The organism is Pseudomonas sp. OIL-1 (assembly GCF_010669185.1).
GTDB classification, from domain to species: domain Bacteria; phylum Pseudomonadota; class Gammaproteobacteria; order Pseudomonadales; family Pseudomonadaceae; genus Halopseudomonas; species Halopseudomonas profundi.
This window is the reverse complement of sequence record NZ_CP048629.1, coordinates 2,386,302-2,409,762: the sequence shown is the minus strand read 5'-3', so window position 1 is coordinate 2,409,762 and position 23,461 is coordinate 2,386,302. Positions and strand designations below refer to the sequence as shown.

General features: G+C 58.7%; 21 protein-coding genes and 2 tRNA genes. 3 read left to right on the top strand and 20 right to left on the bottom strand.

The window, feature by feature from the left end:
- Positions 1 to 14: 14 nt before the first annotated feature.
- Positions 15 to 91 (bottom strand) — tRNA-Asp (locus tag G3M63_RS11250).
- 13 nt (positions 92 to 104) lie between these two features.
- Positions 105 to 180, bottom strand: a tRNA-Val gene (locus G3M63_RS11245).
- Positions 181 to 397: 217 nt separating this feature from the next.
- Between G3M63_RS11245 and rdgC the strand changes: the two genes are divergently transcribed.
- Positions 398 to 1,315, top strand: coding sequence for a recombination-associated protein RdgC (gene rdgC, locus G3M63_RS11240; protein WP_163983139.1), 918 nt, complete (start codon positions 398 to 400; stop codon positions 1,313 to 1,315).
- Between the two features lie 306 nt (positions 1,316 to 1,621).
- Here rdgC and bamD read toward each other — a convergent pair whose 3' ends face one another.
- Genes bamD through gspC form a run of 13 tightly spaced genes read right to left on the bottom strand, consistent with a single transcriptional unit; the run spans position 1,622 to position 13,216 of the window.
- Entirely contained in the window at positions 1,622 to 2,239 is a 618-nt protein-coding gene (gene bamD, locus G3M63_RS11235) for an outer membrane protein assembly factor BamD (protein ID WP_150300444.1), read from the bottom strand.
- A 33-nt stretch (positions 2,240 to 2,272) separates the two neighbouring features.
- Positions 2,273 to 3,028, bottom strand: coding sequence for a type II secretion system protein N (locus G3M63_RS11230; RefSeq protein ID WP_150300445.1), 756 nt, complete (start codon positions 3,026 to 3,028; stop codon positions 2,273 to 2,275).
- The gene (gene gspM, locus G3M63_RS11225; protein WP_163983137.1) at positions 3,028 to 3,510 is read right to left on the bottom strand and encodes a type II secretion system protein GspM; all 483 of its coding nucleotides are present in this window, start codon (positions 3,508 to 3,510) and stop codon (positions 3,028 to 3,030) included. The genes G3M63_RS11230 and gspM overlap by 1 nt, the downstream gene beginning before the upstream one ends.
- The gene (gene gspL, locus G3M63_RS11220; RefSeq protein WP_163983135.1) at positions 3,507 to 4,742 is read right to left on the bottom strand and encodes a type II secretion system protein GspL; all 1,236 of its coding nucleotides are present in this window, start codon (positions 4,740 to 4,742) and stop codon (positions 3,507 to 3,509) included. The genes gspM and gspL overlap by 4 nt, the downstream gene beginning before the upstream one ends.
- Before the next feature lie 18 nt (positions 4,743 to 4,760).
- The gene (locus G3M63_RS11215) at positions 4,761 to 5,564 is read right to left on the bottom strand and encodes a general secretion pathway protein GspK (protein WP_163983133.1); all 804 of its coding nucleotides are present in this window, start codon (positions 5,562 to 5,564) and stop codon (positions 4,761 to 4,763) included.
- Positions 5,561 to 6,187 carry a type II secretion system minor pseudopilin GspJ gene (gspJ, locus tag G3M63_RS11210; RefSeq protein ID WP_150300449.1) on the bottom strand — a complete coding sequence of 209 codons (627 nt, stop codon included), beginning with the start codon at positions 6,185 to 6,187 and terminating at the stop codon, positions 5,561 to 5,563. Before gspJ ends, G3M63_RS11215 begins: the two co-directional genes overlap by 4 nt.
- Positions 6,184 to 6,576 carry a type II secretion system minor pseudopilin GspI gene (gspI, locus tag G3M63_RS11205; protein ID WP_163983131.1) on the bottom strand — a complete coding sequence of 131 codons (393 nt, stop codon included), beginning with the start codon at positions 6,574 to 6,576 and terminating at the stop codon, positions 6,184 to 6,186. Before gspI ends, gspJ begins: the two co-directional genes overlap by 4 nt.
- Positions 6,557 to 7,099, bottom strand: coding sequence for a GspH/FimT family protein (locus G3M63_RS11200; protein WP_150300451.1), 543 nt, complete (start codon positions 7,097 to 7,099; stop codon positions 6,557 to 6,559). Before G3M63_RS11200 ends, gspI begins: the two co-directional genes overlap by 20 nt.
- A 2-nt stretch (positions 7,100 to 7,101) precedes the next feature.
- Positions 7,102 to 7,557 (bottom strand): type II secretion system major pseudopilin GspG, encoded by a 456-nt coding sequence (gene gspG / locus G3M63_RS11195; protein ID WP_163983127.1) that lies wholly within the window; start codon positions 7,555 to 7,557, stop codon positions 7,102 to 7,104.
- Between the two features lie 13 nt (positions 7,558 to 7,570).
- Positions 7,571 to 8,782 (bottom strand): type II secretion system inner membrane protein GspF, encoded by a 1,212-nt coding sequence (gspF, locus tag G3M63_RS11190; protein WP_163983126.1) that lies wholly within the window; start codon positions 8,780 to 8,782, stop codon positions 7,571 to 7,573.
- Positions 8,783 to 8,784: 2 nt separating this feature from the next.
- On the bottom strand, positions 8,785 to 10,302 hold the full coding sequence (gene gspE / locus G3M63_RS11185; RefSeq protein WP_150300454.1) for a type II secretion system ATPase GspE: 1,518 nt from the start codon (positions 10,300 to 10,302) through the stop codon (positions 8,785 to 8,787).
- A 10-nt stretch (positions 10,303 to 10,312) separates the two neighbouring features.
- Positions 10,313 to 12,352 carry a type II secretion system secretin GspD gene (gene gspD, locus G3M63_RS11180; RefSeq protein WP_163983124.1) on the bottom strand — a complete coding sequence of 680 codons (2,040 nt, stop codon included), beginning with the start codon at positions 12,350 to 12,352 and terminating at the stop codon, positions 10,313 to 10,315.
- Positions 12,353 to 12,358: 6 nt separating this feature from the next.
- Positions 12,359 to 13,216, bottom strand: a complete 858-nt coding sequence (gspC, locus tag G3M63_RS11175; protein ID WP_163983122.1) for a type II secretion system protein GspC — start codon at positions 13,214 to 13,216, stop codon at positions 12,359 to 12,361.
- 579 nt (positions 13,217 to 13,795) lie between these two features.
- On the opposite strand from gspC, the gene G3M63_RS11170 reads away from it, so the two are divergent.
- A complete protein-coding gene (locus G3M63_RS11170; RefSeq protein WP_256669791.1) occupies positions 13,796 to 15,265 on the top strand; it encodes an alpha/beta hydrolase in 1,470 nt (489 codons plus the stop codon).
- A 40-nt stretch (positions 15,266 to 15,305) separates the two neighbouring features.
- On the opposite strand, the gene G3M63_RS11165 is transcribed toward G3M63_RS11170, so the two are convergent.
- From G3M63_RS11165 to G3M63_RS11155, 3 genes are all read right to left on the bottom strand, one after another.
- Complete coding sequence (locus G3M63_RS11165; protein ID WP_150300457.1) at positions 15,306 to 15,572, bottom strand: twin-arginine translocase TatA/TatE family subunit; 267 nt, start codon at positions 15,570 to 15,572, stop codon at positions 15,306 to 15,308.
- A 14-nt stretch (positions 15,573 to 15,586) separates the two neighbouring features.
- The gene (locus tag G3M63_RS11160) at positions 15,587 to 15,817 is read right to left on the bottom strand and encodes a Sec-independent protein translocase subunit TatA (protein WP_150300458.1); all 231 of its coding nucleotides are present in this window, start codon (positions 15,815 to 15,817) and stop codon (positions 15,587 to 15,589) included.
- 111 nt (positions 15,818 to 15,928) lie between these two features.
- Positions 15,929 to 17,959, bottom strand: a complete 2,031-nt coding sequence (locus tag G3M63_RS11155; protein ID WP_256669789.1) for a PhoX family phosphatase — start codon at positions 17,957 to 17,959, stop codon at positions 15,929 to 15,931.
- A 474-nt stretch (positions 17,960 to 18,433) separates the two neighbouring features.
- Between G3M63_RS11155 and G3M63_RS11150 the strand changes: the two genes are divergently transcribed.
- Positions 18,434 to 20,461 carry an acyltransferase family protein gene (locus tag G3M63_RS11150; RefSeq protein ID WP_163983120.1) on the top strand — a complete coding sequence of 676 codons (2,028 nt, stop codon included), beginning with the start codon at positions 18,434 to 18,436 and terminating at the stop codon, positions 20,459 to 20,461.
- Between the two features lie 346 nt (positions 20,462 to 20,807).
- Here the strand turns inward: G3M63_RS11150 and G3M63_RS11145 are convergent, their stop codons facing one another.
- Together G3M63_RS11145 and G3M63_RS11140 are read right to left on the bottom strand one after the other, a co-directional pair.
- Positions 20,808 to 22,406 (bottom strand): FadD3 family acyl-CoA ligase, encoded by a 1,599-nt coding sequence (locus G3M63_RS11145; RefSeq protein WP_163983118.1) that lies wholly within the window; start codon positions 22,404 to 22,406, stop codon positions 20,808 to 20,810.
- 19 nt (positions 22,407 to 22,425) lie between these two features.
- A complete protein-coding gene (locus G3M63_RS11140) occupies positions 22,426 to 23,460 on the bottom strand; it encodes a ferredoxin--NADP reductase (protein ID WP_163983117.1) in 1,035 nt (344 codons plus the stop codon).
- Position 23,461 lies beyond the last annotated feature (1 nt).

Below are 23,461 nucleotides of genomic sequence, written 5' to 3'. Positions count from 1 at the left end.
GGGGAGGTAAAAAATGGCGCAGCGGACGGGACTCGAACCCGCGACCCCCGGCGTGACAGGCCGGTATTCTAACCAACTGAACTACCGCTGCGCGTAACCTCGAGTGGTGGGTGATGACGGGATCGAACCGCCGACCCTCTGCTTGTAAGGCAGATGCTCTCCCAGCTGAGCTAATCACCCGTTTGCTCTCGAAGTGGGGCGCATTCTAGGCAGGTTTTTATCTTCTGGCAACACCTTTTTCGAAAATAAATTCACTCTTTTTCAATATCTTACTCGCAGCCCCCCGAGAAGACTGGTCGCCAGCCGCGCTGTCAGGCAATATTGCCCGGCTTCGTGCCCCGGTGCGATGAACAATATGCCCCGTCGGCCAAACGTACAGGTAATCAAGGACTGCATAATGTGGTTTCGTAATCTTCTTCTCTACCGCCTCAGCCAGAATATTCCCTTTGGCGAAGCCGAATTACTGACGGCGCTTGAACAGCGCCCCGCTCGTCCCTGCGCCAGTCAGGAGACGCACACGCTAGGTTGGACCACTCCCTTCGGCAGACACTCCGAGAACCTTCTACAAGTCGCAGAGGGCTACTGGTTGATCGCCATGCGCAAGGAAGAGCGCATTTTGCCAGGCAGCGTCGTCAAGGATGCGCTGGCAGAGAAGGTTGAGGAGATCGAAGCACGAGACGCGCGCAAAATCTACAAGAAGGAGCGCGACACGCTGAAGGACGAGATTGTCATGTCGTTGCTTCCCCGCGCCTTCACCCGTACCCAGACTACGCTTGCCTGCATTGCGCCTGCCGAGGGCTGGATTGCAGTCGATAGTTCGAGTAGCAAGCGCGCCGAGGACCTGCTCAGTCTGCTGCGTGAGTGCACCGGAAGCCTTCCCGTACGACCCATGAACGTGAAGATGGCCCCTGCCGCGGCCATGACCGACTGGGTGAAGAACGGCGAAGCGCCTGAAGGGTTGGTAGTACTTGATGAATGCGAGCTGCGCGACACCGGCGAAGACGGTGGCGTGATTCGCTGCAAGCGCCAGGATCTGGCTAGCGACGAAATTCAACAGCACCTCACCGTTGGCAAGCAAGTCAGCCAGCTGACCATGGCCTGGCATGACAAGCTCGTCCTGACGCTTGATGACAAGCTGACGGTGAAACGCCTGCGTTTCGAAGAATTGTTACGGGATGAAGTAGACGACCAGGGCGGAGATGATATGGCTAGTCAGCTGGACGCTACGTTCATCATCATGTCGAAAACGCTCAGCGAACTGATACCGGCGCTGACAACGGCGCTGGGCGGCGAAGATATTCCACAGGGAATCTGAACAGAAAAGCTATCCACAGATTCTGTGGACAACTCTGTGGGTAGCTTCTCAATAACCCTTCCCAATGCACAGAAGGCGGGAGACCGAGTTAGAATGATCAAAAATTAACCAGTGATTTTATTCATTAAAATCAACAAGTTACAAATATCAAGTCAATTTACTACCGTTATAAGTCTTTTCCTGTCTATAACTCCGACTCATTATCCCGCTGTGCACAATGTCAACCCTCACGTATCAGAAAAAGCGCTGAAATGCCGGCCTGGGTGCCTACCTGCCTGGGCAGACCATTCCAACATGTCGCCACCATCACCGGCGATTATGTTCCAGCCAGCGCGCGGCATCCTTGGCGGCCGCGCTGCGAGGATAGGTCTTGACCACGTAGCGTAAACGGGACTCGCCCGTCTCGAGGTCATTCGCCTCTATCGCATTCTGCGCCAACTGATATTCCGCCCGCGCCATCCCTTCATGCAGTTGTTCCAGCCGTGGAGCAATCTCATGGCGATAGGGTGACTCGGGGTAAGCCCGTACGAAACGCGCCATATGATTATGTGCCTGGCGGCCCAGTGCCAAGCGTTGTTGCGCATCCCCTGCGGAGGACTCGAATCGCACAAAGTCGGTTAACGCGAGTAGATAGGCGGAATAATCCGGAAACGGCGGATCGACATGCCGCGAGTCATAGTCGCTCAACAAGTGTTTCACAGCGTCCAGATCGCCTTGTTGCAAACAAAGAAAGGCTGTCTCCTGCTCCAGTGCAGGCTCCTTGACGTCGACCACCTGGCGAGCAAGCGCCATGCTGCAGCGCCCCATGCTCAGCTTCGCTCTGGCGTCGGCAATTGCTTCGGCGCGCTGGCTATCTTTCTGGCTCATGCTCGAGCAACCCGTCAGAGTAGCCAGCAGTAACACCATCATGAATTTACGACTCACTATATTTACTCCTCGGATTAACGCGAATATTCGCTATTGCAACTGGGCACGCCAGCCAATCCAGCCCTGTGCGTCGGGTTTCCCAAGCATCCCCAGACCGCCTGCTAGCGCGTCCTCCGCGCTTGCGCGAGCCTGAAGGCGTGAATCTATCTGCATTGCTTGTCCGGGGCGCCAGCGGGCGTCACCGCGCAGTCCAAGCGGCCCGCCCTGATCGCCCAGATTGAAGACCAGCCAATCGTCTTCGCCGGACAACGCTGCCGTCAGATCCCCGAGTTCCATCGGTCTGGGCAAGCCACCGGCGGCGTTCTGCCAAACCAGCTGGCCCTCCGCCCGACCAACATTCTCGAAATCCTTGAGCTCGAGCACCGGCACATCAAGCAGCCAGGTTCCACGCAAGACAAAGGGCGCCTTGTTGATAGCCGCCATGCTTGCAGCATCCAGTCGGCCGTTTACCTGTTCAAGTCTGACCGATCCAAAGCCGAGCTTCATGGTCGCATCGACATGCCCGTTCCGAGGTTGCCAGATCAGATCCAGCGCAATGCGTCCGGTCAACATATGTCCGGGCTTCCAGTCCCAGTAAAGCGCGCCCTGATCTATGCCGCTCACTTCCATGCGCTGCACATGGCCAGACCACAAGGTCCCTGAGAGGCCATGCAGCGTCACCTCGGCAGGTAGCTGATTGGATATACGGTTCCAGACGAAGGCTGCCGGCAAGTTCCAGAGAAGACTCAGCAGATAAATGACCACAGCCGCGATCAAGGTATTCTTCAGGGTCAGCCACTTCAGCATTAGCGTGGCTCCACCATCAAACGCGCGGAAACCATTCCAGGGCTGCTGCTTACATCCACCGCCAACTGGCTTATCTGTAAACCGTGACGATTTTCGAGGTCATTCAGCCAGCCGACCAGCGAATCAAACCCGACCTCTTCAAAAGAAAGCCTCGCCCCGCTTCCTTCCGGCTGGACACGCCCGAGCGCTTGCTTGATGCCTGCCGCGTTGGCAGAGACTTCTATCAACGTGAGTACTGAACCGCCCGCCCCCGCTGAGGATTGACTACGCTGCTGCGCCCCGCGGCGCCGAACCTGATCAGATACTTGCTGCATCCACGCCAGGTCAGTTGAGAGTGCGCCGACCTCCGAGCGCAACTCGGCACGGTTCGAGGCCAGAGGCTCCCATACCCCCAACCACAGAAACAGCACCACCAGCGCTACCAGTCCTGCCAGCACTATGCGCTGTTCGCGTGGGACCAGTCCTGCCCACCAAGCTTTCATGATTCGCTCCTTTCAACCTTGAGACGCGCCGTGACGCCTTCGGTGCCGGAGTCAGCGCCCTGTAGGGTCTCACGCAGCGCTGGCTTGGCAGCGAGGTTCGCCCGGATAGTTTCGAGCTCGGCGAACGAGGCCACATGCAACTCTATTTCCATGTCCACTGGTGTGGCCCTGAATTCACGAATCTCTGCCTTGCCGTCCTTGCTGCTTGCCGCCAGCACTTCATATAACAACCCACCCATGCCACCGTTGCCGCTACTTCCGCCGCCTTCCAGCGCCTCGCGAAATTGCGTGACCGGATCCACCCGGCGACTGGTGGGCAGTGTCGTATCGAACAGGCTGTTGATCTCGGCCTGCAGACGATCCCGTTCGCGCGCCAGCGTCCAGGTTTCAAGACCGAACTGCGTCGCCAGCACGGCCAGCAGCACCCCGGCAGCAATCATGGTGGTGCGCATCTTGCGCCACGGGGGCGCGGCCATACTCGAGGCGTAAGGGCCCGTCAGTAAATTGAATACCGGACGCGTATCAGTGGCACGGCGCAGCGCTGGCTCAAGCAATTCCGGCCTTAAATCCGGGCCAGTAATAACCTGTGTATCCCCGCCCAGATTCAACGCACCCGCCCCAACTCCATACAACTCGAGAATGCGGTCTTCCGGGTCACGATCAGCCAGGCGGCGCTGGAGCCAGAAACCAAGCAGGCTCTCCTCCATCATCACCGGTTCCTGATCAGCAGCGGTTACGATGACCAGCGGCATATCGGTCGGCCAGGGAGAGTGCTGAACGCGCAAAACCCCGGCCGGTGGCAATTCCGCATGCAGTTCCGACAGCGGCATCAAGGCTTCAAGCCGCCAGCCTGCCTGCTCGAACAGCTCCTGCCAGAACACCATGTTGGAATGCTCGACCACCGCCGCCGCAACACGGTCATCCGGCCGGCGCGGCCCGGCGGCAAAGTGCAGCTCGTCAAGCTCCTGACTGAGGAAGTCTTCCAGGGCGAACGGCAACGCCGCCCTGACTGCAGAGGCCTTGCGCACGGGAATTCTCACCCGGTACAGCGTCACTGCGGACGGCGGCACCAAGGCGCGCATCCGTTCCGTCGGGTACTGGTCATGCAACGCCTCGAGCGTGTCATGCCCTGCATCAACCAGACTTCCGTCACGGTCGGTATGCCACCAATGTATTCGAACCGGGCCCGGACTGTCAGGCTGCAGGTGTTCTGGTAACAAGACTATCAACATGATCAGATCCGCTTTTCTTCAGGGCTCGCAGGCCGTTTGTTCGCGCAGGATGACAGTGCCGCTGGCAGCATCCAGCGTCGTGCATTGATAAAACCGGCGTTCGCCGAATTCCGCAGTCAGCTGAAGCCGCATGAACCACGGCGCCTCAGCGGAAGCCCCACGCTCGGCGAAGACTTCCTGCATCAGCTCCGCACTGCGTTCCATGTCGATAGGGCTGGCGGTGCCGGGATAAGCCGTAACGTAAGGAGCCAGCGCGTGCCAGGCTTCATCAGTCATGCCGGAAACGGCTGTTAATTCCGAAGCCAGCAGCATGCTCCGATTGCCAGACACCCGAGCCGGCTTGGCCAGGCGATATACCGGGTCATCCGTTTCCGGATTCATCCAGTCGCTTACCGCCAGCGCCAGCTCGGCACCGGATGGCATCGTCACACCGCTTTCCTGGGAGACCCTGTCAACCAGGCGGGCGAAAAAGCCTTGCTCAACTTCGTCAGCCCCCGCCAATGCGTTTATGTTGTAACGGCACTGCATGTTGTCCAACGTTGCCAGCATGCGAATTCCATCGACTTCGAAGGGCAGTACCGGTGACAGGCACGTCTCCCATAGGAGTTCGTCCGGCCCCTCGGTTTGTTCCAGCAGCTGCAGCACCATTTTCTCAGCGCCCATGGTGATATGCCGCGACAGGTCGCGCTCGAATACAGCGCTGGTACGGCGGATATCCGCCTGGCTGCGCAAGGCCATTGCCACGGACGCGGTGACCGACAGGGCCACCACCAACAGCGCAGTGATCAACGCGACCCCTTGCTGATCCGCCCGGGACCTCATAGCCCCACCGCCATCAATCGACGAATCACGCCCAGACCGGGGAGGTCGATCACCACTTCGACAGCCATGGGTAATGCGCTGCTTTCTTCGTCTGCATCGGCCGGCGGCCAGGACTCGAGTCGCTCCAGCCCCGAAGGCGTGCGCACCACGAACAGAAATCCACTCTCCACGCCGAGCCTTTCGTCTTCGCCCACCAGCTCGGCAAATGGCCGGGTGCGCATGCTGTCAGGATCAACTACGTCCAGACCATCCCACATGCGGCGTTCCAGCCCGCGCTCAGTTATCTCCCAGGCAGTACGGCGCAGCCGATGATCGCCTCCCGCGCCGGCCCGGACCAGCTCGAGCAATGTCTCGTCACCACCGGGTCGCAAGCGAAGTGGCGGCAGCCGATCCCCAAATTCATCGCGCGATTCGATGTCGACCAACTGCGCCAGATCACGCTCCAGTACGCTCAATGTAACCTGTAGATCCGCCAGTTTTTGCGCCTGGATTCGAGTGATGTGATCAGCATCAAGAACAGCGCGCAAGCCTTGGTATGCAACCAGGCTCATGATCGCAAACACGACCATGGCGATGAGCATCTCGAGCAGGGTGAAACCACCCTCGCTTCGCCGGCCATTCATGGCAGTACAAATCCGCTGACTGAGGCACGCTGATGCGTCTCCCCCCGCTCCGCCAACCACAGACGGATGTCGATACGCTGAACCGGGGGCAAGGGGATAGGAGAATCTGGTGTGAATGCACCAATTTCTATCTTGTACGCGAATTGATAGGGCCCCATTTCTACCTCGCCCGAGCGTTTGCCGTCGGACAGCGGTCGCATGCCCGTTTCATATTCAGCCAAGAGATTCTGGCCGGCCCAATGGGCAAGCGTCCGTTCCTGAAGGTATGCCGTATTGCGCGCATGGTCCGCACCGCCCTTCACCAACGCACCCAGGGCAACCCCGAGAATCGCCAGCGCAACCAGTACCTCCAGCAGGGTGAAGCCGCGATTACTCTTCCTCGAGCTCATTAAGCACCTCGACGCTGCCTTCCAGGCCCACTCTGATATACCGCTCCAGTTGGTTGCCGGGAATCCTCAAAGTAATGATCGCGGGCGTCATCTCACCCGTTGCGCCTAGCCGTATATGGGGCTCCCAGCCATTGGTCTGACGCAGCCCCCGCCGTTCACCTTCGATCTCAAGGTCCAACTCGATCAATCCTTGCTCCAGTTGCCGAGGGCCGAGCTGAGGGTCCCGCACCGGCTGCCACTCGCGCGTGGCATCGTCCAGGATCATCAGCTCAAGAAAGCTGTATGCATCATGACGAAGGCCTAGCGCCCGGTCCGCCTCCCCTGTTATCAACAATTCATCGCGCGCCAGCCGCAACGCCCCAGCAAGTCGCTCGGCCTCGGTTCGCAGTTTGCGCTCCGCGCCGTCACCCACCGAGAGCGTCGCCAGGCTGGCTACAACCCCGACCAGCACCAGCACAACCAGCAATTCCATCAAGGTAAAGCCGTACTGCCTTTGCCGCCAAGAATGCCGGTGTTGGTACATGTTCAGCGCCGCTCGTCCTGTTCGGGATCCCAGTTCCCGATGTCAGCGTTGGAGTCTTCACCCCCGGGGCGGCCGTCTGCGCCGAGACTGAACAGATCGTACTCCCGGTCGCCACGACCTGGGCGACGATACTGGTATTCACGACCCCACGGATCCTTCTGCAAACGGTCGATGTAGCCACCTGTACGCCAGTTTCGTGCGGTCGCGTCACCTGATGGCCGGGTTACCAACGCATTCAGGCCCTGCTCGGTGGTCGGGTAGTTGAAATTGTCGAGACGGTAAAGGTTCAGTGCACTTTCCAGCGCACGTATATCGTTCTCAGCTTTGGTAACACGCGCCTGGTCGGGACGATCCATGACGCGCGGGACGACGACTGCCGCCAGAATCCCGAGAATTACGACCACCACCATGACCTCGATCAGGGTGAAACCGCGCTGCAGCGCTCTTGTGTTTTTCATAGTCTTGAGCATGTCAGTTAACCAGTTGATTGAGTTCGAAAATCGGCAGAAGAATGGCCAGTACAATGATCAGTACTACGCCGCCCATCGCCAGAATCAGCAGGGGTTCGAAAACGCCCATCACGATTGCTATACGCGCCTCCAGTTCGCGTTCCTGTGTTTCGGCTGCCCTTTCCAGCATCTGGTCCAGCGTGCCGCTGCTTTCGCCACTCTTGATCAGGCTCAGCGTCATGGGTGGGAAGTATCCGCTTCGCTCCAGCGATGCGCCCACCCCGGCGCCTTCCCTGACCCGCTTCGCCGCATCACTGACGGCGTCGCGCATAGGTACATTGGAGATCACGCTGGCGCTCATATTCAAGGCCTCGAGTAGCGGAACACCGCTGCCGGCCAGGATATTCAGGGTTCGAGCGAAACGGGCCGTATTCAGGCCGCGGATCAGGCGCCCAAGCAAAGGTAACCGGAGCAACCAGGCATGCCAGCGATACAATGCCTTGGGTCGCTTGAGTACTTCCTTGGCGGCAAAGTAGGCAGCGACCATCCCTATCGCCATCACCAGCCCCCAGTTACGCAGGGCATCGCTGGTAGCGATCAGCGCGCGGGTCAGCCAGGGCAGCTGTTGATTCATGCCGGTAAAGACCTGCACCACCTCGGGTACTACGTAGGTGAGCAGCGCAACGGTCACCAACAAGGCAACCACGGTAAGTACCCCAGGGTAAAACATGGCCAGCTGAATCTTCTGACGCATCGCATTCTGCGCTTCAACGTTGTCCGCAAGGCGCTCCAGAACCAGGTCCAGGCGGCCAGCCGATTCCCCCGCAGCGATCGTGGTTCGATAAATCGATGGAAATACCGAAGGAAACTCCCCCAGCGCATGCGCCAGCGGCAGCCCTTCCATGACCCGGGTGCGCACGGCGGACAAGGTCGATTTGACCTTCGGCGTTTCGCTTTGCCGGGCCACGGTGCCTAGTACTTCTTCGATGGGCATACCGGCCCGGGCCAGCGTTGCCATCTGTCGTGTTGCAAGCGCCAGTTCCAGGGGTTTCACCCGCGGCTGGAATACCGGCATGCGCAGTGCAACGTGACGCTCCGCTACCTGATGCACTGACATCGGCATCAATCCCTGGTCACGCAACCGGCCACGTACCTGGCGGCTGGAATCGCCCTCCTCCACACCTTTACGGGTCTTGCCCGCCTGGTCCAACGCTACATATTCGAAAGCAGGCATGTTCAGTCCTCCCTGGTGACGCGAAGAACTTCTTCCAGCGTGGTGTCGCCCATCAATACGCGACGCAGGCCATCCTGGCGAATGCCGAGTTGCTCGATACGCGCATGCCTGACCATCGCCTGCTCGCTGGCGCCATCATGAATCAGGCCACGCAGGGTATCGTCGATTTCGATAAGCTCGTAGATACCGGTCCGCCCCTTGTACCCGCTTTGATTGCACGCAGCACAAGCGCCCGGGCGGTACAAGGTGGGTGGATTAGCCGGATCAACGTTCATCAGTTTGCATTCACTCGCCGTGGCGATATGCGGCGTACGACACGAGGGACACAGAGTTCGCACCAGCCGCTGCGCGAGGACGCCGTTAAGCGTGGATGACAACAGAAACGGCTCGATGCCCATGTCACGCAGACGCGTTATCGCGCCCACAGCGGTGTTGGTATGCAAGGTCGAGAACACCAGGTGCCCGGTCAAACTGGCCTGAATGGCGATCTGCACGGTCTCGATGTCGCGGATCTCACCGACCATCACAACATCAGGATCCTGACGCAGAATGGCGCGTAGGCCGCGGGCAAAGGTCATATCCACCTTGGAATTGATCTGGGTCTGGCCAATCCCGTCCAGATAGTATTCGATCGGATCTTCTACCGTCAGGATATTGCGGGTGCGGTCGTTGAGGCGCATCAAGGCCGAGTACAGGGTTGTGGTTTTACCCGAGCCGGTCGGACCCGTTACCAGCACGATGCCGTGGGGCTTGTTAACCACACGCTCCATCGCTTCGTAATGCTGTTCACACATCCCCAGGTGACGCAGCTCGAGACGTCCGGCCTGCTTGTCCAGCAAACGAAGAACGACCCGCTCCCCGTGGCCCGAAGGCAGGGTGGAAACCCGCACGTCCACGGCACGACCCACCAGTTTCAAACCTATGCGACCATCCTGCGGCAACCGTTTTTCGGCGATATCCAGTTTTGCCATGACCTTGATACGCGACACAATTACCGGCGCCAATGCGCGGGGCGGCTCCAGCACTTCGCGTAGCACACCATCGACGCGCAGACGAATCGACAAGCGATTCTCGAAGGGTTCGATATGAATATCCGACGCGTTTTCCTTCACGGCCTCGGAGAGCAAGGCGTTGATCAGACGGATGATCGGCGCTTCGTCCTGGGATTCGAGCAAATCCTCGGGCTCAGCCAGCGACTGAGCGACCGACATCAGATCACCGTCATCCAGACCTTCAACAAGCTGCATGGCATCGTTTGCCGAGCGCTCATAGCGGTCTCGCAAGCGAGCGGCGAAGGCGTCATCATCAAGCATCAGGGGACGCAGCGGGTGCCCCGAACGGCGGCGCAGCTCCAGCAATGCCTGCGGATCACAATCCGAACGTACGAACACATCGAGCAAACCGTCCTGGAGATTTCCGGTAAGCACACCGAAACGACGGGCAAAGCGATACCCCGTTTCGGCCTGCTGGCCGGGATCTGCAATGGCATCGCTGATATCGCTGATTTCGCTTTCGCTCATGTCAGCCGCCTCAATTCACTTTCGGAGGAGCAGGAATAGCCGTCTTGACAGGCACGCCGCCCTGGGCTGCGTTTTCGAACGGCGGTGGCAGGCTCAACAGATAGTTCCAGTCGGGCAATACCGGCATGCTATCGCTGGGCAGCATGCGGTCGCCGCGTTCCTGTTCCTTGAGCTGCTGGTCACGAATATAAGTATATTTCGAGTGAGTCACGCTTTCTGCTACAGCGGTATCACGGATGATGACCGGCCGCAGAAAAACCATCAGGTTACGCTTTTCCAGACGCCCTGTGTCATACCGGAACAACCGGCCCAGGCCAGGAATATCACCCAGCCCCGGTACCTTGTCGCGGGTCTCGACCATCTGGTCGTCAATCAATCCGCCAAGAACGATGAGTTCGTTATCGTCCACCATCACGGTAGTGGTCAGGCTGCGCTTGTTGGTAATGATGTCAGCTGCACCGCTTGCACCCTGCGCAATCTGTGACACCTCCTGCGCGATTTCGAGACGCACCGCATTACCTTCATTGATCTGCGGCCTGATTTTCAGCTTGATACCCACGTCCTGCCGCTCGATGGTGTCGAACGCCTGACCTGAATCTTCAACCGATCGCCCGACGATGAACGGAACGTTCTGGCCGACAACGATCTCGGCTTCCTCGTTGTCCAGCGTCAACAGACTGGGCGTAGACAGAATGTTACTCGAGCTATCGCCCTGCAGCGCGTTGACCAACATGGCGATCTGGGTACTGCCTATATTACCGGCGGCACCGAAGGTAGCCCCATCGGCCAGCGAAGGCGGCGTGGTGACATCGCCCTCAAGGAAATTGTTGACCCCTGCGGCAAGGTTGACGATACCGCGGCCGCCGCGATTGAAATTGATAATACCGACACCGCCGTTATCGTTCCCAATACCCCACTGCACGCCGAGCTCCTTGGCGCGATCGTAGGAAACCTCGGCGATCACCGCTTCGACCAGAACCTGGGCTCGGCGAATGTCCAGTTGAGTGATGATGCCGGACAGGTCGCGGGTCAGCTCCGCAGGACCGAATATCACTACCGAATTGGTGCTTTCGTGCGCCTGAATACGCACCTTGGACTCGTCCATGCTACTCATGCTACCGGCAGCGCCATCTTCGCTGGTTTGCACGTTATTTCGATCACGTCCCTCGGCGATCCCACGAAGCAGCTCAGCCACATCTTCCGCCTTGGCATATCGCAGATAGTGCACCTGGCTATTGCCGCTATCGCCCGGCACGTCCATCTGATAGACCATCTTGCGCAGGGACGCTCGACGAGCCGCTTCCCCTCGCAGAATGATGGTATTGGTTCGCTCGTCAGCAATGATTCGAGTGCGTTTGTTGAACTCATCGCCGCTGTTATCGCCTTCAAGGCCCTGCACCATCCGCATGATGTCGGCTGCCGCAGCATGCTCCAGAGGGATGATTTCAAAATCATCCATCGACTCCCGATCGATTCGATGGATAAGCCCTTCGATACGCCGTACGTTCGCTGCCGTATCGGCGATCACCAGGGTATTCGATTCGGCTGCGGCGGCCAGATGCCCGCCTTTCGGGACCAATGGCCGCAGAATTCTCACCAGCTGGCCGGCATTGATGTGCTTGACGCTGATGACGTGAGTGATGACTTCGTCGCCGCGGCTGTCTTCATTCAATCCGGCGACCTCGTTCTCCTTCGCCTGCACCTCGGGCACGATCCGGACAACCCCTTCGGAACCTTCCACCGCAGCGAAACCGTAGGATTTCAGCACACCGAGAAACAGATCGTACAGCTCGCCCCGGCGGACCGGTTTACCCGACACCACATTTACCTGGCCACGAACGCGCGGATCAACAATGAAGTTGATACCGGTTTCCAGGCTCACTATCTCGATCAGTCCATTGATATCCGCGTCACGCAGATTCAACACCAGTTCCTCATCGGGGTTACCCACTGGGCTATCCGGCGACTGCGCAGCAATGGACGAAGCCAGCAAACTCAGACTCAATGCCACGGGAAGGGTATAACGGTTAAATGAGAACAACGTCGGCATCGTGTCTTAGTCCATCGTTATAGTAATTTCGGTCGGCTGGCCATCACGCTCCAGCGAAACCGATACGGAGCTAGAGCCGCCAAGCTCTTGGAGTATGTCGCGGTAATCCTGGATTTCCGAAACCGGGGTACCTTCCACCGCGAGGATTACATCGCCCGGCATCAACCCTGCTGCTTCGAACTCGGCAGCCTGGCGACCGGGATTGACTTCCAGCCCATACATCTCGCCGTCCTGCATGACAGGGTTGGCACTGATAACCTCGAGAAAACGCTGCGGATCGTTCGCCCAGGCCTCGCGATCAATAGTGGCGACGCCGCCATCGGGCGTCAGGGTGGCGTTAGACGCACCGGGTTTCGGGCGCGACGGCGCTTTTTTTCCATTGGTAGCCGACTCGCGTTTTAATCGCAGCGTTTCCAGCTTGCCATCTCGGGCAAGGATGACCCGATCCGACAGGATCTGTTCGAGCCGCACGTTACCGGGCAAAGATGCGCCGACCCGATAGAGTTTTTCGGGCTGCCCCTGAGGGGAAAGTATCGCTGAGCTACGTTCCGGGTCACGATCGGAAAGCACACCCTTGAGTACCCAGCTCAATGTGGTGTCTGGCGCATTGACTACAGAGGAATTGGGATTGTTGGAGGCGCCGAATATCGAAAGCGCAGCCAGTTCACGAAAACCACCCCGGGAACCATTCGCTGAGGATGTCAGTAGCGGTTGGGTGGCAGCCGCCTCGGCGCTCGGCAGGATACTCGATGGCTCAATCAAGGCCCAGCTGAGGCGCCCCAGCACCACCGCTGTGATCGCAATCAAGATGAAAGTGGCGATTTTCAGCGCAGGGTCTAAGGTTAAACGGGCGACCAAGGGCATGCTTTCTCCGAAGGCAAGGAAGGCTCCGATCCGGAAGCCATGATCAGATGCTTACACATTACTGACTTTTCTTTGCAAAAATATTGTTATAAGCCGGCGCCGACTTGTAATGATCTGGATTGTCACGAATTTGCTATACCCCAGCAACCCCCCCTGAATGGGTGAGAATTTAGCGAAAATACCTCAAGCCTAGCGGCCTGCTGGTCTTGATATAGCCTCAATCACCCGTCCGGGTGTTAGCCCCTGTATACGAAACTGTGAGCGGATTCACTTCCGGTTGGATCGCGAGGGATCAACCGGAGCTCGCATAGCAGTAGCCGGCTTTGTAACCGTATCAATGGCGATGCCGCTCACACCAAGCCGCACCTGGCCCTGCAACCTACCTGGCGATTATGACAGTAAAGTTTCAACCGCCGTGAGGCCTGAAACAAAATAACGACCATTGATCCCGCATACGTTGGGATTGGTCCCCCGCTCAACGGCGTTGCCATCCTGGCTGCCTGGATCTTTACTCCAATTAGCCGAGCGAGCCGCCCCGGCCCGTAACAGCACCAACGACTCGGCAACCGGAGAAAAATAATGAACAAGATGAATGCGCTTAAAAAAGGAGCAGTCACCAGTATTTCCTTGAGCATTGTCCTGGTCGCTGGCTGCCTCGACGGCGGAAGCAGCAACAGTGACGCGCCCGCACCTATCCAGGAACCGGTACGAGAGCAGCAAGCCCGTATTGATGACGGTTTTTTCATCGTCGATGAAGAATCCCTCCCGTTCGAAGCCCTGCCCGGATATCCGGGAGCAGATCGCTGGTGGGGTGTCCACCAGGGCGCCGGATACAGGGTCGAAGTGCCGGAAAACTGGAATGGCATGCTGGTGATGTGGGCCCATGGATATCGCGGCGAAGGCAAAGAGCTGACCGTAGACAGCCCGCCCCTCAGAACATATCTGCTGGAAAATGAATACGCCTGGGCTGCTTCGAGCTACAGCGCCAACTTTTATGATGTGCGCGCAGGCGTCGAAGACACCAATGCGCTGGCGCTGGCCTTCAAAGATATCGCCGAGCAGAACGGTCGTGCATTGCCGGCACCTGGCAAGTATTACATTGCGGGCGTCTCCATGGGCGGCCATGTTGCCGGCGCCGCGATCGAACGCGAAACATTGGCGACCGCGAACAATGTGGTTGAGTACGCAGGCGCTGCGCCTATGTGCGGAGTGATGGGCGACACGGCATTGTTCGACTACTTCACAGCCTACGGGCTTGCCCTGTTCGAAGTGGCTGGCGTTGGGGCCGCGCAGTTCCCGGTTTCACCCGAAGAAGCGCAAGAAAAACTGACGGTCGCCCACCAGGAACTCTGGTTCGATTATGAGACCAATCCTACTCCGTTGGGCTTGACCTCGAAGGGCCTCGTATTCTTCCAGATCCTGCAAAACCTGTCCGGCGGCGAACGTCCTATCTATCCCCGGTCATTTGGTGGGTTCCAGGATCTGTTACAGGGCTTTCTCGGCACAGACGGCACCATCACGGGTATCACTGCAGAACGTGCCGTCGACACCACGGACATCACCTATCGTTTCGAAGGCAACCCGGGTGAGCCTCTGACCCCTGCCGAGCAGAACTTCAACGCAACCATAGCCCAGGCTGAAGCAGTTTCCGGCGCCAACGCGCAACGCGACGACGGGCTTCGCTGGGTTCCGGCAATCAATGGCGAGTTCGATGTCCCGGTTGTTACCGTGCACACCCTGGGTGATCTGTTCGTACCTATCAGCATGCAGCAGATTTACCGTCAACGTGCCGAAGCGGCGGGAAGCGCTGACCTGCTGGTACAACGCGCGATAAGAGCTCCCGCCCACTGCGATTTTTCGATAGCGGAATTCACCGAGACCTTCGATGCGATGATCCAGTGGGAACAAACAGGCGTCAAACCACCCGGGGATGATCTGCTCGACCCGGCAGAGATGGCTAATTCGAATTTTGGCTGTCAGTTTACTCGTGACGGCTTCCCTCAGGAGGACACGCGCAAACTCATGCCACCCTGCGACGTGCCAGAGTAAGCTAACCGGTGCGGGCAGTTATTAGGCTCTTCGACTGAACCTAACCCTGCCCGCTACCGACCGCCAGTTCGACGACTTTCTTCTTCACATTGGAAGGCCGTAGCGCCTGGACATTATCCTTGAGCAGCTTCACCTCTTCCGTCGGCAGATCCTTTTCGACTTGCTGCTGAACGTCAGCCAACGCAGCCTTCGCCTTGCCCAACATCAACCCGGCCATCTTCATCGTGGTCAGGGTACGCTGGGGGCCCAACACCAACAGCGCCACCACAGCCACCACCAACCACTCGGTCATTCCGCTATCGAACATGGCCGTGCCCTCGCTCAGGCTGCGGAGCGATCAGCGTGAACTGTCGAACCCTGCCCATCCTGACGCTCCACCGTCGCGGCAAGCGCTTCACGGGTGTCGTCGCTCTCCTTGACTGCCTTGCGAAAACCACTGAGTGCACCGCCCAGGTCGCTCCCAATGCTGCGCAGCCGTTTGGTGCCAAATAGCAACATGACAATGACCAGAACAATCAATAATGATCCGATGCTGATTCCGCCGATTCCCATAACCATTCTCCACGAGTAAATGCCCTGGCTTTATATCTCACCACAGCGTAAAACGACTTGATCAACATCAGGTCCGGCTGCGGAAACTCCGCCGCCGGACCTTGCCGAAGTTCAGGTGCCGACTATGCCGCCGTCATCCTTCCACACCACAACGGTTGCAGAACGCGGCGGGACTGACGGATCGTAATCAGGCCAATCCCCGCTGGGGTGCTGAACGTTGATAAAGAGCGTGCGCTGATCCGGCGTCATACTGATACCGGTTATTTCCTGCCCCACCGGCCCGACGAGGAAGCGTTTCAGTTCGCCTGTTGTCGGATCGGCCACGAGCATGGCGCAGTTGCCAAACGGATCGGTGTCGCCTGAATCCATCTGAATCCACACGCGGCTGTCCGGATCAATCCACATGCCATCCGGCGAGCTGAGGATGTTGTCAGCGGTCAGTTTTTCGCCGTTCGGGTCGTAGCCTATGCTCGTTGGCTTGCCACTCTCACCGCTGTCGCCGGCGAACAGGAAAATATCCCATTCGAAGGAGGTTGCTGCGTGGTCTCCACCGGTCTCGGCCCAGCGAATGATGTGCCCATGAGTGTTCGGTCCGCGCGGGTTGGCTTCGTTGGTCTCGTCTTCCCCACGCTGGCTGTTGTTTGTCAGCGTGAAGTACACGTCGCCGTTAGCCGGGTCGATGGCGCCCCATTCCGGGCGATCCATCGGTGTCGCGCCCAAACGATCTGCAGCCAGACGTGTGTTGACCAGCACCTCCGCCTGGCTAGCGAACCCGTTTGATGCATCCAGGCCGTTCTGGCCGTGCACCAAGGGCACCCATTCGCCACTGCCATCGGCATTGAAGCGCGCCACATACAACGTTCCGTTGTCCAGCAAGGCTCCCGAGGCGCTGGCCTGGTAGTAAGGATCGCGGCTGACGAACTTGTAGATATATTCGAAACGCGAATCATCGCCCGAGTAGCACACCACAGATTTGCCTTCGACAGCCGGAGCAAACACTACGCCCTCATGCCCGAAGCGGCCCATGGCGGTGCGCTTGACCGGCGTACTATCAGGGTCGAACGGATCGATCTCGACCATCCAGCCGAAGGTATTGGGCTCGTTGCGGTAGTCGTCCAGCGCCGTGGCCCCGCTGTCCGTCGCATTGAAACGCACGTACTCGTCGTTACCGGATTCGGCCAGGTGCCACTCGTACTTGCCCGAAGCCCGTGCGCCCTCTTCCTTCGGACGCGGCACCCCATACCGCTCGTGCTCGCGCGGATAGGTTCCCTCGTTGACGAAATAGCCTGCCCAGTTTTCCTCGGCGGCCATGTAGGTATTCCATGGCGTTACGCCGCTGCCACAGTTGTTGATGGTACCGCGCGTTGCGGTGCCATCCGGGCTGTACAAGGTCTTGACCAGATCACTTCCGGCGACCGGGCCGGAGAGCTTCATCGGTGTCAGCGCTGTGATTCGGCGGTTATAGCCGTCAGGCTGAACCTGCCACTCGCCATTCAAGTTCCGGACGATGCGCACCACCGTTACCCCGTGCGCGTTCATTTCTTTCAATACTTCGTCATCTACCCGTTTCAAATCCGAGCTAAGCAATACAGCGCCTGAACCCAGATCCTGACCAGCATAGGCAGCGTGCATCAGGCGCGGCTCAACGTATTCATGGTTGAGCACAAGCAAACCGTCCTCCGAGCTCCCATCGATCGGGAAGAAATGCATCCCGTCATGGTGCGAACCCACCTGATCAGCTTGCTCAGCGCCGGTGCTCTCAATTCTGAAACGCGTATCGCCATCAATCAGAGACGTGCCCCACGGAATCAGGACCTGGTGGCTGTAGCCCTCAGGGATGGTGATCTGGTCTTCAAAGCTGACCGGCACAGCAGAAAAGCCCAGCAGCGCTGGCGGCTGCTCCTCTCCCGGTGCCAATTCCGGTTCGTCATCATCACCGCCGGAACCGCTGATACAACCGGCCAGCCCCAGGCTCATGAAACCGATAGCAGCGGCACCGGCGCTCCCTTTGAGTATCTGGCGACGACCAAGACGCGCCTCGAGAATGCCTGAAAAAAGCGGGTTCATCTGGCGGGTGCTAAGCGGCTCGTCGGCATCGCCGTTGTCGACCATGATCACGTGACGTTGCATATCCGTGGACATCCGGTGTTCCTCATCAAGTTTGTTTTGAATGCCGGCACATGATGAGGAGCTGGCGTGACAAGCCGGGGGCATCCAAATGAACTATCAATGACAAGAAACTGGCACTTTAGAATCATCTGCCAGAATTGTGACGCAGCCCGCTTCCTGCCGCTATGCCTGGGAACCTCGGATAGACCGCACAATCAGAGAGGGGCGAGAACGTCGGTGCCGGACACGGATGCATAAAACACCCCGATAGCTTGCTGCATTACCAGGTCTCACCGAGCAAGGATTTATCTGCTCGCTCCGACATGCACATGCCAAATGGACCAGGCGTGCAACCCATGCTTGCCTGTCTGAAGCGGACCGTCTCCTCTACGGGATTAGCCGCCCATCTTGTCAAGCAGACGGGTCGGCAATTAACCAAACCCAAGTAACATCGCCGGCCGTAGTCCTGTCGCTCAGAGGGCCTTGCAGACTCGAGAGCAGACCCCAATGCAGCCGACGCATGACCGCACCATCGCCTACCGTCCGGAGATAGACGGCTTACGCGCCGTGGCAGTGGTTCCTGTCATATTCTTCCACGCGGGTTTCGAAGCCATGGCCGGCGGGTTCGTGGGCGTCGATATTTTCTTTGTGATCAGCGGTTACCTGATCACCTCGATTCTCTATAGCGAAATTCAGAACGGCGGCTTCAGTCTCGCGCGCTTTTACGAGCGACGCGTTCGTCGCCTGTACCCTGCCCTGACGCTGGTTACCCTGTTCTGCATTCCATTCGCCTGGTGGTGGATGCTGCCCTCGGAGTTTCGCGAATTTCTCTATAGCATCGCCGCCATTCAGTTGTTCGCATCCAACATCTACTTCTGGTGGGACACGGACTATTTCAGCACTGGCGCTGAGCTGACGCCCCTGTTACATACCTGGTCGCTGGCAGTCGAGGAGCAGTTCTATCTGTTTTTTCCCCTGGGTCTTCTATTAGTGAGGCAGCTGGACAAACGCTTGCTGATCGCCGGCATCGTGCTCGCTATCGCTGCGGGAATATTGCTGGCGACCCGCCTGACTGTCACGCATCCCTCCGCCAGCTTCTACCTGCTGCCCTCCCGCGCCTGGGAATTGCTCACCGGCGCCTTGCTGGCATTGACTGCTCAGTATTGGTCCAGCACTACACGTTGGCTTTCCGAGACCTTGTCCCTGGCAGGCCTGGCGCTGATTGTCATCGCCGTTTTCACCTTCGACGCACAAACGCCATTCCCAGGCATATATGCCCTCGCACCCGTGATGGGGACGGCACTGATCATCGGTTTCGCCGATCATCGAACAGGGGTCGGGAAGCTATTGGCGCTGCCGCCCGTGGTACTGATCGGGCTGATGAGTTATAGCGCTTACCTGTGGCATCAGCCACTCTTTGCCTTTGCACGTATACGTACACTCAATAATCTCGACACTGTGGATTTTCTCGGACTGATCGTCCTGACTTTTGTGCTGGCGTATCTCTCCTGGCGATATGTGGAGAGTCCCTTCCGTGAGCGCCGGAAATTCCCTCGCAAAACAATTTTTGCCGGCGCTCTGGCCTTTTCAGCAACGCTGTTCATGGGCACCGTCTTCGCCTCCTTCTACCCCGCTCCCATTCAGATGCACGAGCGGAAACTGACCGGTGATCAGCTGCGTGCGCTGGAACTGGTCGAAAGCAATGAACCCAAACAAACCCCCCGGTTTGACGAACCCTGCAATTTTGCGCGCGAGTTGATTACTCCTTCCACAACGGACCGAATATTGAAGTGCCGGCAGACGCACGGCCCCGGCCTCGCCATCCTTGGGGACTCCCACGGCATGAATGTATTCAATGCGCTGTCGGTCAACATGGACGATCAGTTCATCGTGGGATTTCTGCAAAACGGCTGCATCCCGTATCCGCACCAGGACAGATGTCAGTACCAGGGGTTTCGCGAGTTGCTGCAGCAGCACCCCGATCTGTTCCATACCGTGATATTCAACGAAGCGGGCTTTTACCTGCTGCAGACGCCAGAAGGCCGCACCGTTTCACGCGCCGCCCTGAGTGAGCAGAGCCACACGGGTTTCGTGCCAAACGAGCGTTATATAGATGGAACTCTGCAATATCTGCAGCAGCTCGAGCAATACTCACGTGTCGTCTGGCTCGGCCCGTGGACCGAGCCGCATATCCTACCCAGGGAATACGTGCTCCACGGCTGTGAATCCCCGCCTGAAATCCGTAAACCCCTGCGCGATACATTCGAACAGCTTGATGATCGCATCGCCGATACGGCGCAGACATATAAAGGAATCGACTACCGCTCCTCCATCAAGACGCTCAACCTGAGCGGAGGCCATCAGTTGATGGACTGTCAGAACCTGTATTTTCGCGATGGTGACCACTGGACCATCGCCGGCGAGTTGCGCTTCGGCAAGGTCCTCAGGGAAGAACTCGGACGCGCGATGGATGAGCACACGACACCTTTGGCAAGTGCCGATGCGCCACGGGCTGCAGTCCCGGACAATAAATAAAGCTCGCCTTTGAGCTAGGGTCTGTTCCCGTTTCATCACGGCCGCGACGGAGGCCCGTTTGGTGCAGAACAAGGCGCGAGGAGCGTGATTTGGTTGTTCCAAATGAGCGACGAGTAACGCAGTGCTGCGCTAAACGAGCCCCGTCCCTTCGGGTTGCGTGGCAAATGACGCCATGCAGCGTTGCGAGACTTGGCAAGGGAACAACCATTACCTACGTCCCGCGCCTTGCCTGGCGCCATTTGACACAGCGACGCGGCTCGCGATGGAACGGGAACGGACCCTAGCTAGTATCAGTGCGAGACATTTGGCCAGCATCCTCCAAACGGAGGATGCTGGTGGGGGCTGGTCAGCTGGCGGCAGCCAGCTCCCTGCCGAGGGCCAGCTTGTCGACCTTGTTCGAGGCATTCATCGGCAGGCTGGGATAGAAGCGAACGTGACGAGGCACTTTGTAGTTGGCCATGTTCTCGCGGCTCCAGGCGATGAGTCCGGCTTCATCGAGCTGATGATTCTGGCGCAGCACCACACAGGCACAGCCGACCTCACCCATGCGCTCATCCGGTACCCCCAGCACAGCGACCAGAGCGATGGCCGGGTGCTCGCTCAGCGCCGCTTCGATCTCCGCCGGGTAACAGTTGAACCCTCCGACAATGAACATATCCTTGAGACGCCCGGTAATCCGAAGATTGCCGTCCTCGTCAAGGCTGCCAATGTCGCCGGTGTGCAGCCAGCCGTCAGCGTCAATCGCCTCATCCGTGGCTTCGGGATTGTTGAAATACCCCTGCATGACGTGAAACCCGCGCAGGCAAATTTCGCCGTTTTCACCATTGGGCACAGGTTGATTGTCGGGATCGCTGATGCGTAGCTCAGTACCCGGGATCGGCTTACCGCTGGTACCGGCGATGACATGTGCCGGTGCGTCGGGATCACAGATGGTCGCCAACCCTCCGCACTCGGTCAGACCGTACGCGGTGGTGACCACGTTGCAGCCAAGCCTGGAGCGGATGCGCTCAATCAACACGGGCGGAATGGTGGATGCGCCCGTCACCGCGACCCTCAGGCTGGAAAGGTCGGCCTGGTCCAGCTGCGGGTGATCAAGCATCGACAGATACAGCGTCGGTGGCCCCGGCAAGATGGTAATTGCCTCGTTGGCAACACGCTGGAATACCTGCTCAGCGTCGAATACCGGTTGCGGCAGAATGGTCGCGCCGCCCAGCAGGCAGGTCAACCAGCCGGCCTTGTAGCCAAAGGAATGAAAGAACGGATTGACGATCAGGTAGCGGTCGCCCGGCACCAGTCCGATGATACGGACATATTCGTTGAACGCCCTGACACTCTGACCATGCGCGCACATCACGCCCTTGGGTTTACCCGTTGTCCCGGATGTGAACAACAGATCCGACAGATCCTCGGCACCCACCGAACCGGCACGCTGCTGCGCCTGGTCGACGCTGACGCTTTCGCCAAGGCGAAGAAACGCGGCGAGCGGCAGGTCATCCGTCTTGGCGGCTTCGCCATCGAGCACGACCATGCGTTTCAGCGTGGCCGGGCGGCAATCGTCCAGCATTGCAGGATAATCAGTCCCGAGAAACCGGCCCTGAACGAACAGGCAGCTCGCCCCGCTGCGCTCCAGGATGTCGGCCGCTTCGCCGCCTTTCATACGGGTATTGAGCGGTACCAACACTGCACCGGCGCTCTGCAGTCCGAGCGCGATCAGCACCCAGTCGATACTGTTGGGCGCCCAGATTGCGACGCGATCGCCCTTCGCTACGCCTTCAGCCATCAACGCCCGGGTGACCTGCAATACCCGATCGGGCAATTCGGCATAACTGATACGCTGGGCAGGGTCTTCCAGCGCCACACGGTCTCCATGGATGGTCGCGGCACGCATGACCAGCTGGGGAATCGACTGTGGCAAGTCGTCCGGAGTATTGAATACACAAGGCATACTTGATTCTCGTAGTTGTTCAGTCGGGAAAGCGAAGGTGTACGCGGTCACTCGTGGCCACCGCCTGACACGCGAGAGTCCAGCCCTCCTCCAACTCCTCGGCATCCAGCGCATCGTTGCGCAGCAGATCGACGTCACCGGATACCAGCGTGCACATGCACGAAGCGCAGGAGCCAACCAGACAGGAATGGGGCGGCTGCATGCCGTCGCGTTGCATCGCTGCGATCAATACTTCGCCCGGCTCACACAGTATTTCCCGCGTTTCGCCATCCAGCTCGACAGTCATTCGGGTAGCTGACGCGCCTTCATGCTCAACGATGGTTTCGTGGGTTTGCTCGCTTTCCCCGGGCAACGAGACGAAGCGCTCAACATGTATTGACCGCGGCGCAAGACCGGCTTGCTTGAGCGCCTCGACACTGGCATCCATGAACAGACCCGGACCGCAGATAAAGGCCTCCGCCTGTTCGAAGCCTGCCGCCAACGCCGCCAGCTGCGGTATCGTCGGATGGCCCTGGACGCTGGCCAGCCAGTGAATGATTTGCAGGCGCCCGGGATACTCAGTAGCCAGTTGCTGCAACAACTCACGGAAGATCACCGAACGCTCGTCGCGATTGGCGTAAATCAGGCGAACCCGCCCCTGACCCTGGCTCAGTGCCGAGCGCAGGATAGAAAGCACCGGCGTGACGCCGCTGCCACCAGCCAGCAGCAGAAAGTCGCCGTCCAGCTGCTTGGGCACGAATACGCCCGAAGGCGGCATCACCTCCAGCCGATCGCCAGGTTTGACGTTATCGCATAGCCAGTTCGAACCCCGGCCGTCATCTACCCGCTTGACCGTCACCCGCAGGTTTTCACGTTCGTACGGGCTGCTCGACAGCGAGTAGCAGCGCGGCAGCCAGTCATCGGCGAAGGGTATACGCAGGGTCAGGAACTGACCCGGGCGGTATTGAAACTGCTCAGCCAGCGCCGTGGGTATCGCAAATTCGAAGGAGCAGCTGTCATGGGTCTCTGCCGTAACGGCCGCCACTTCGAGAGGAATGTACGCAGATGTGCTCATG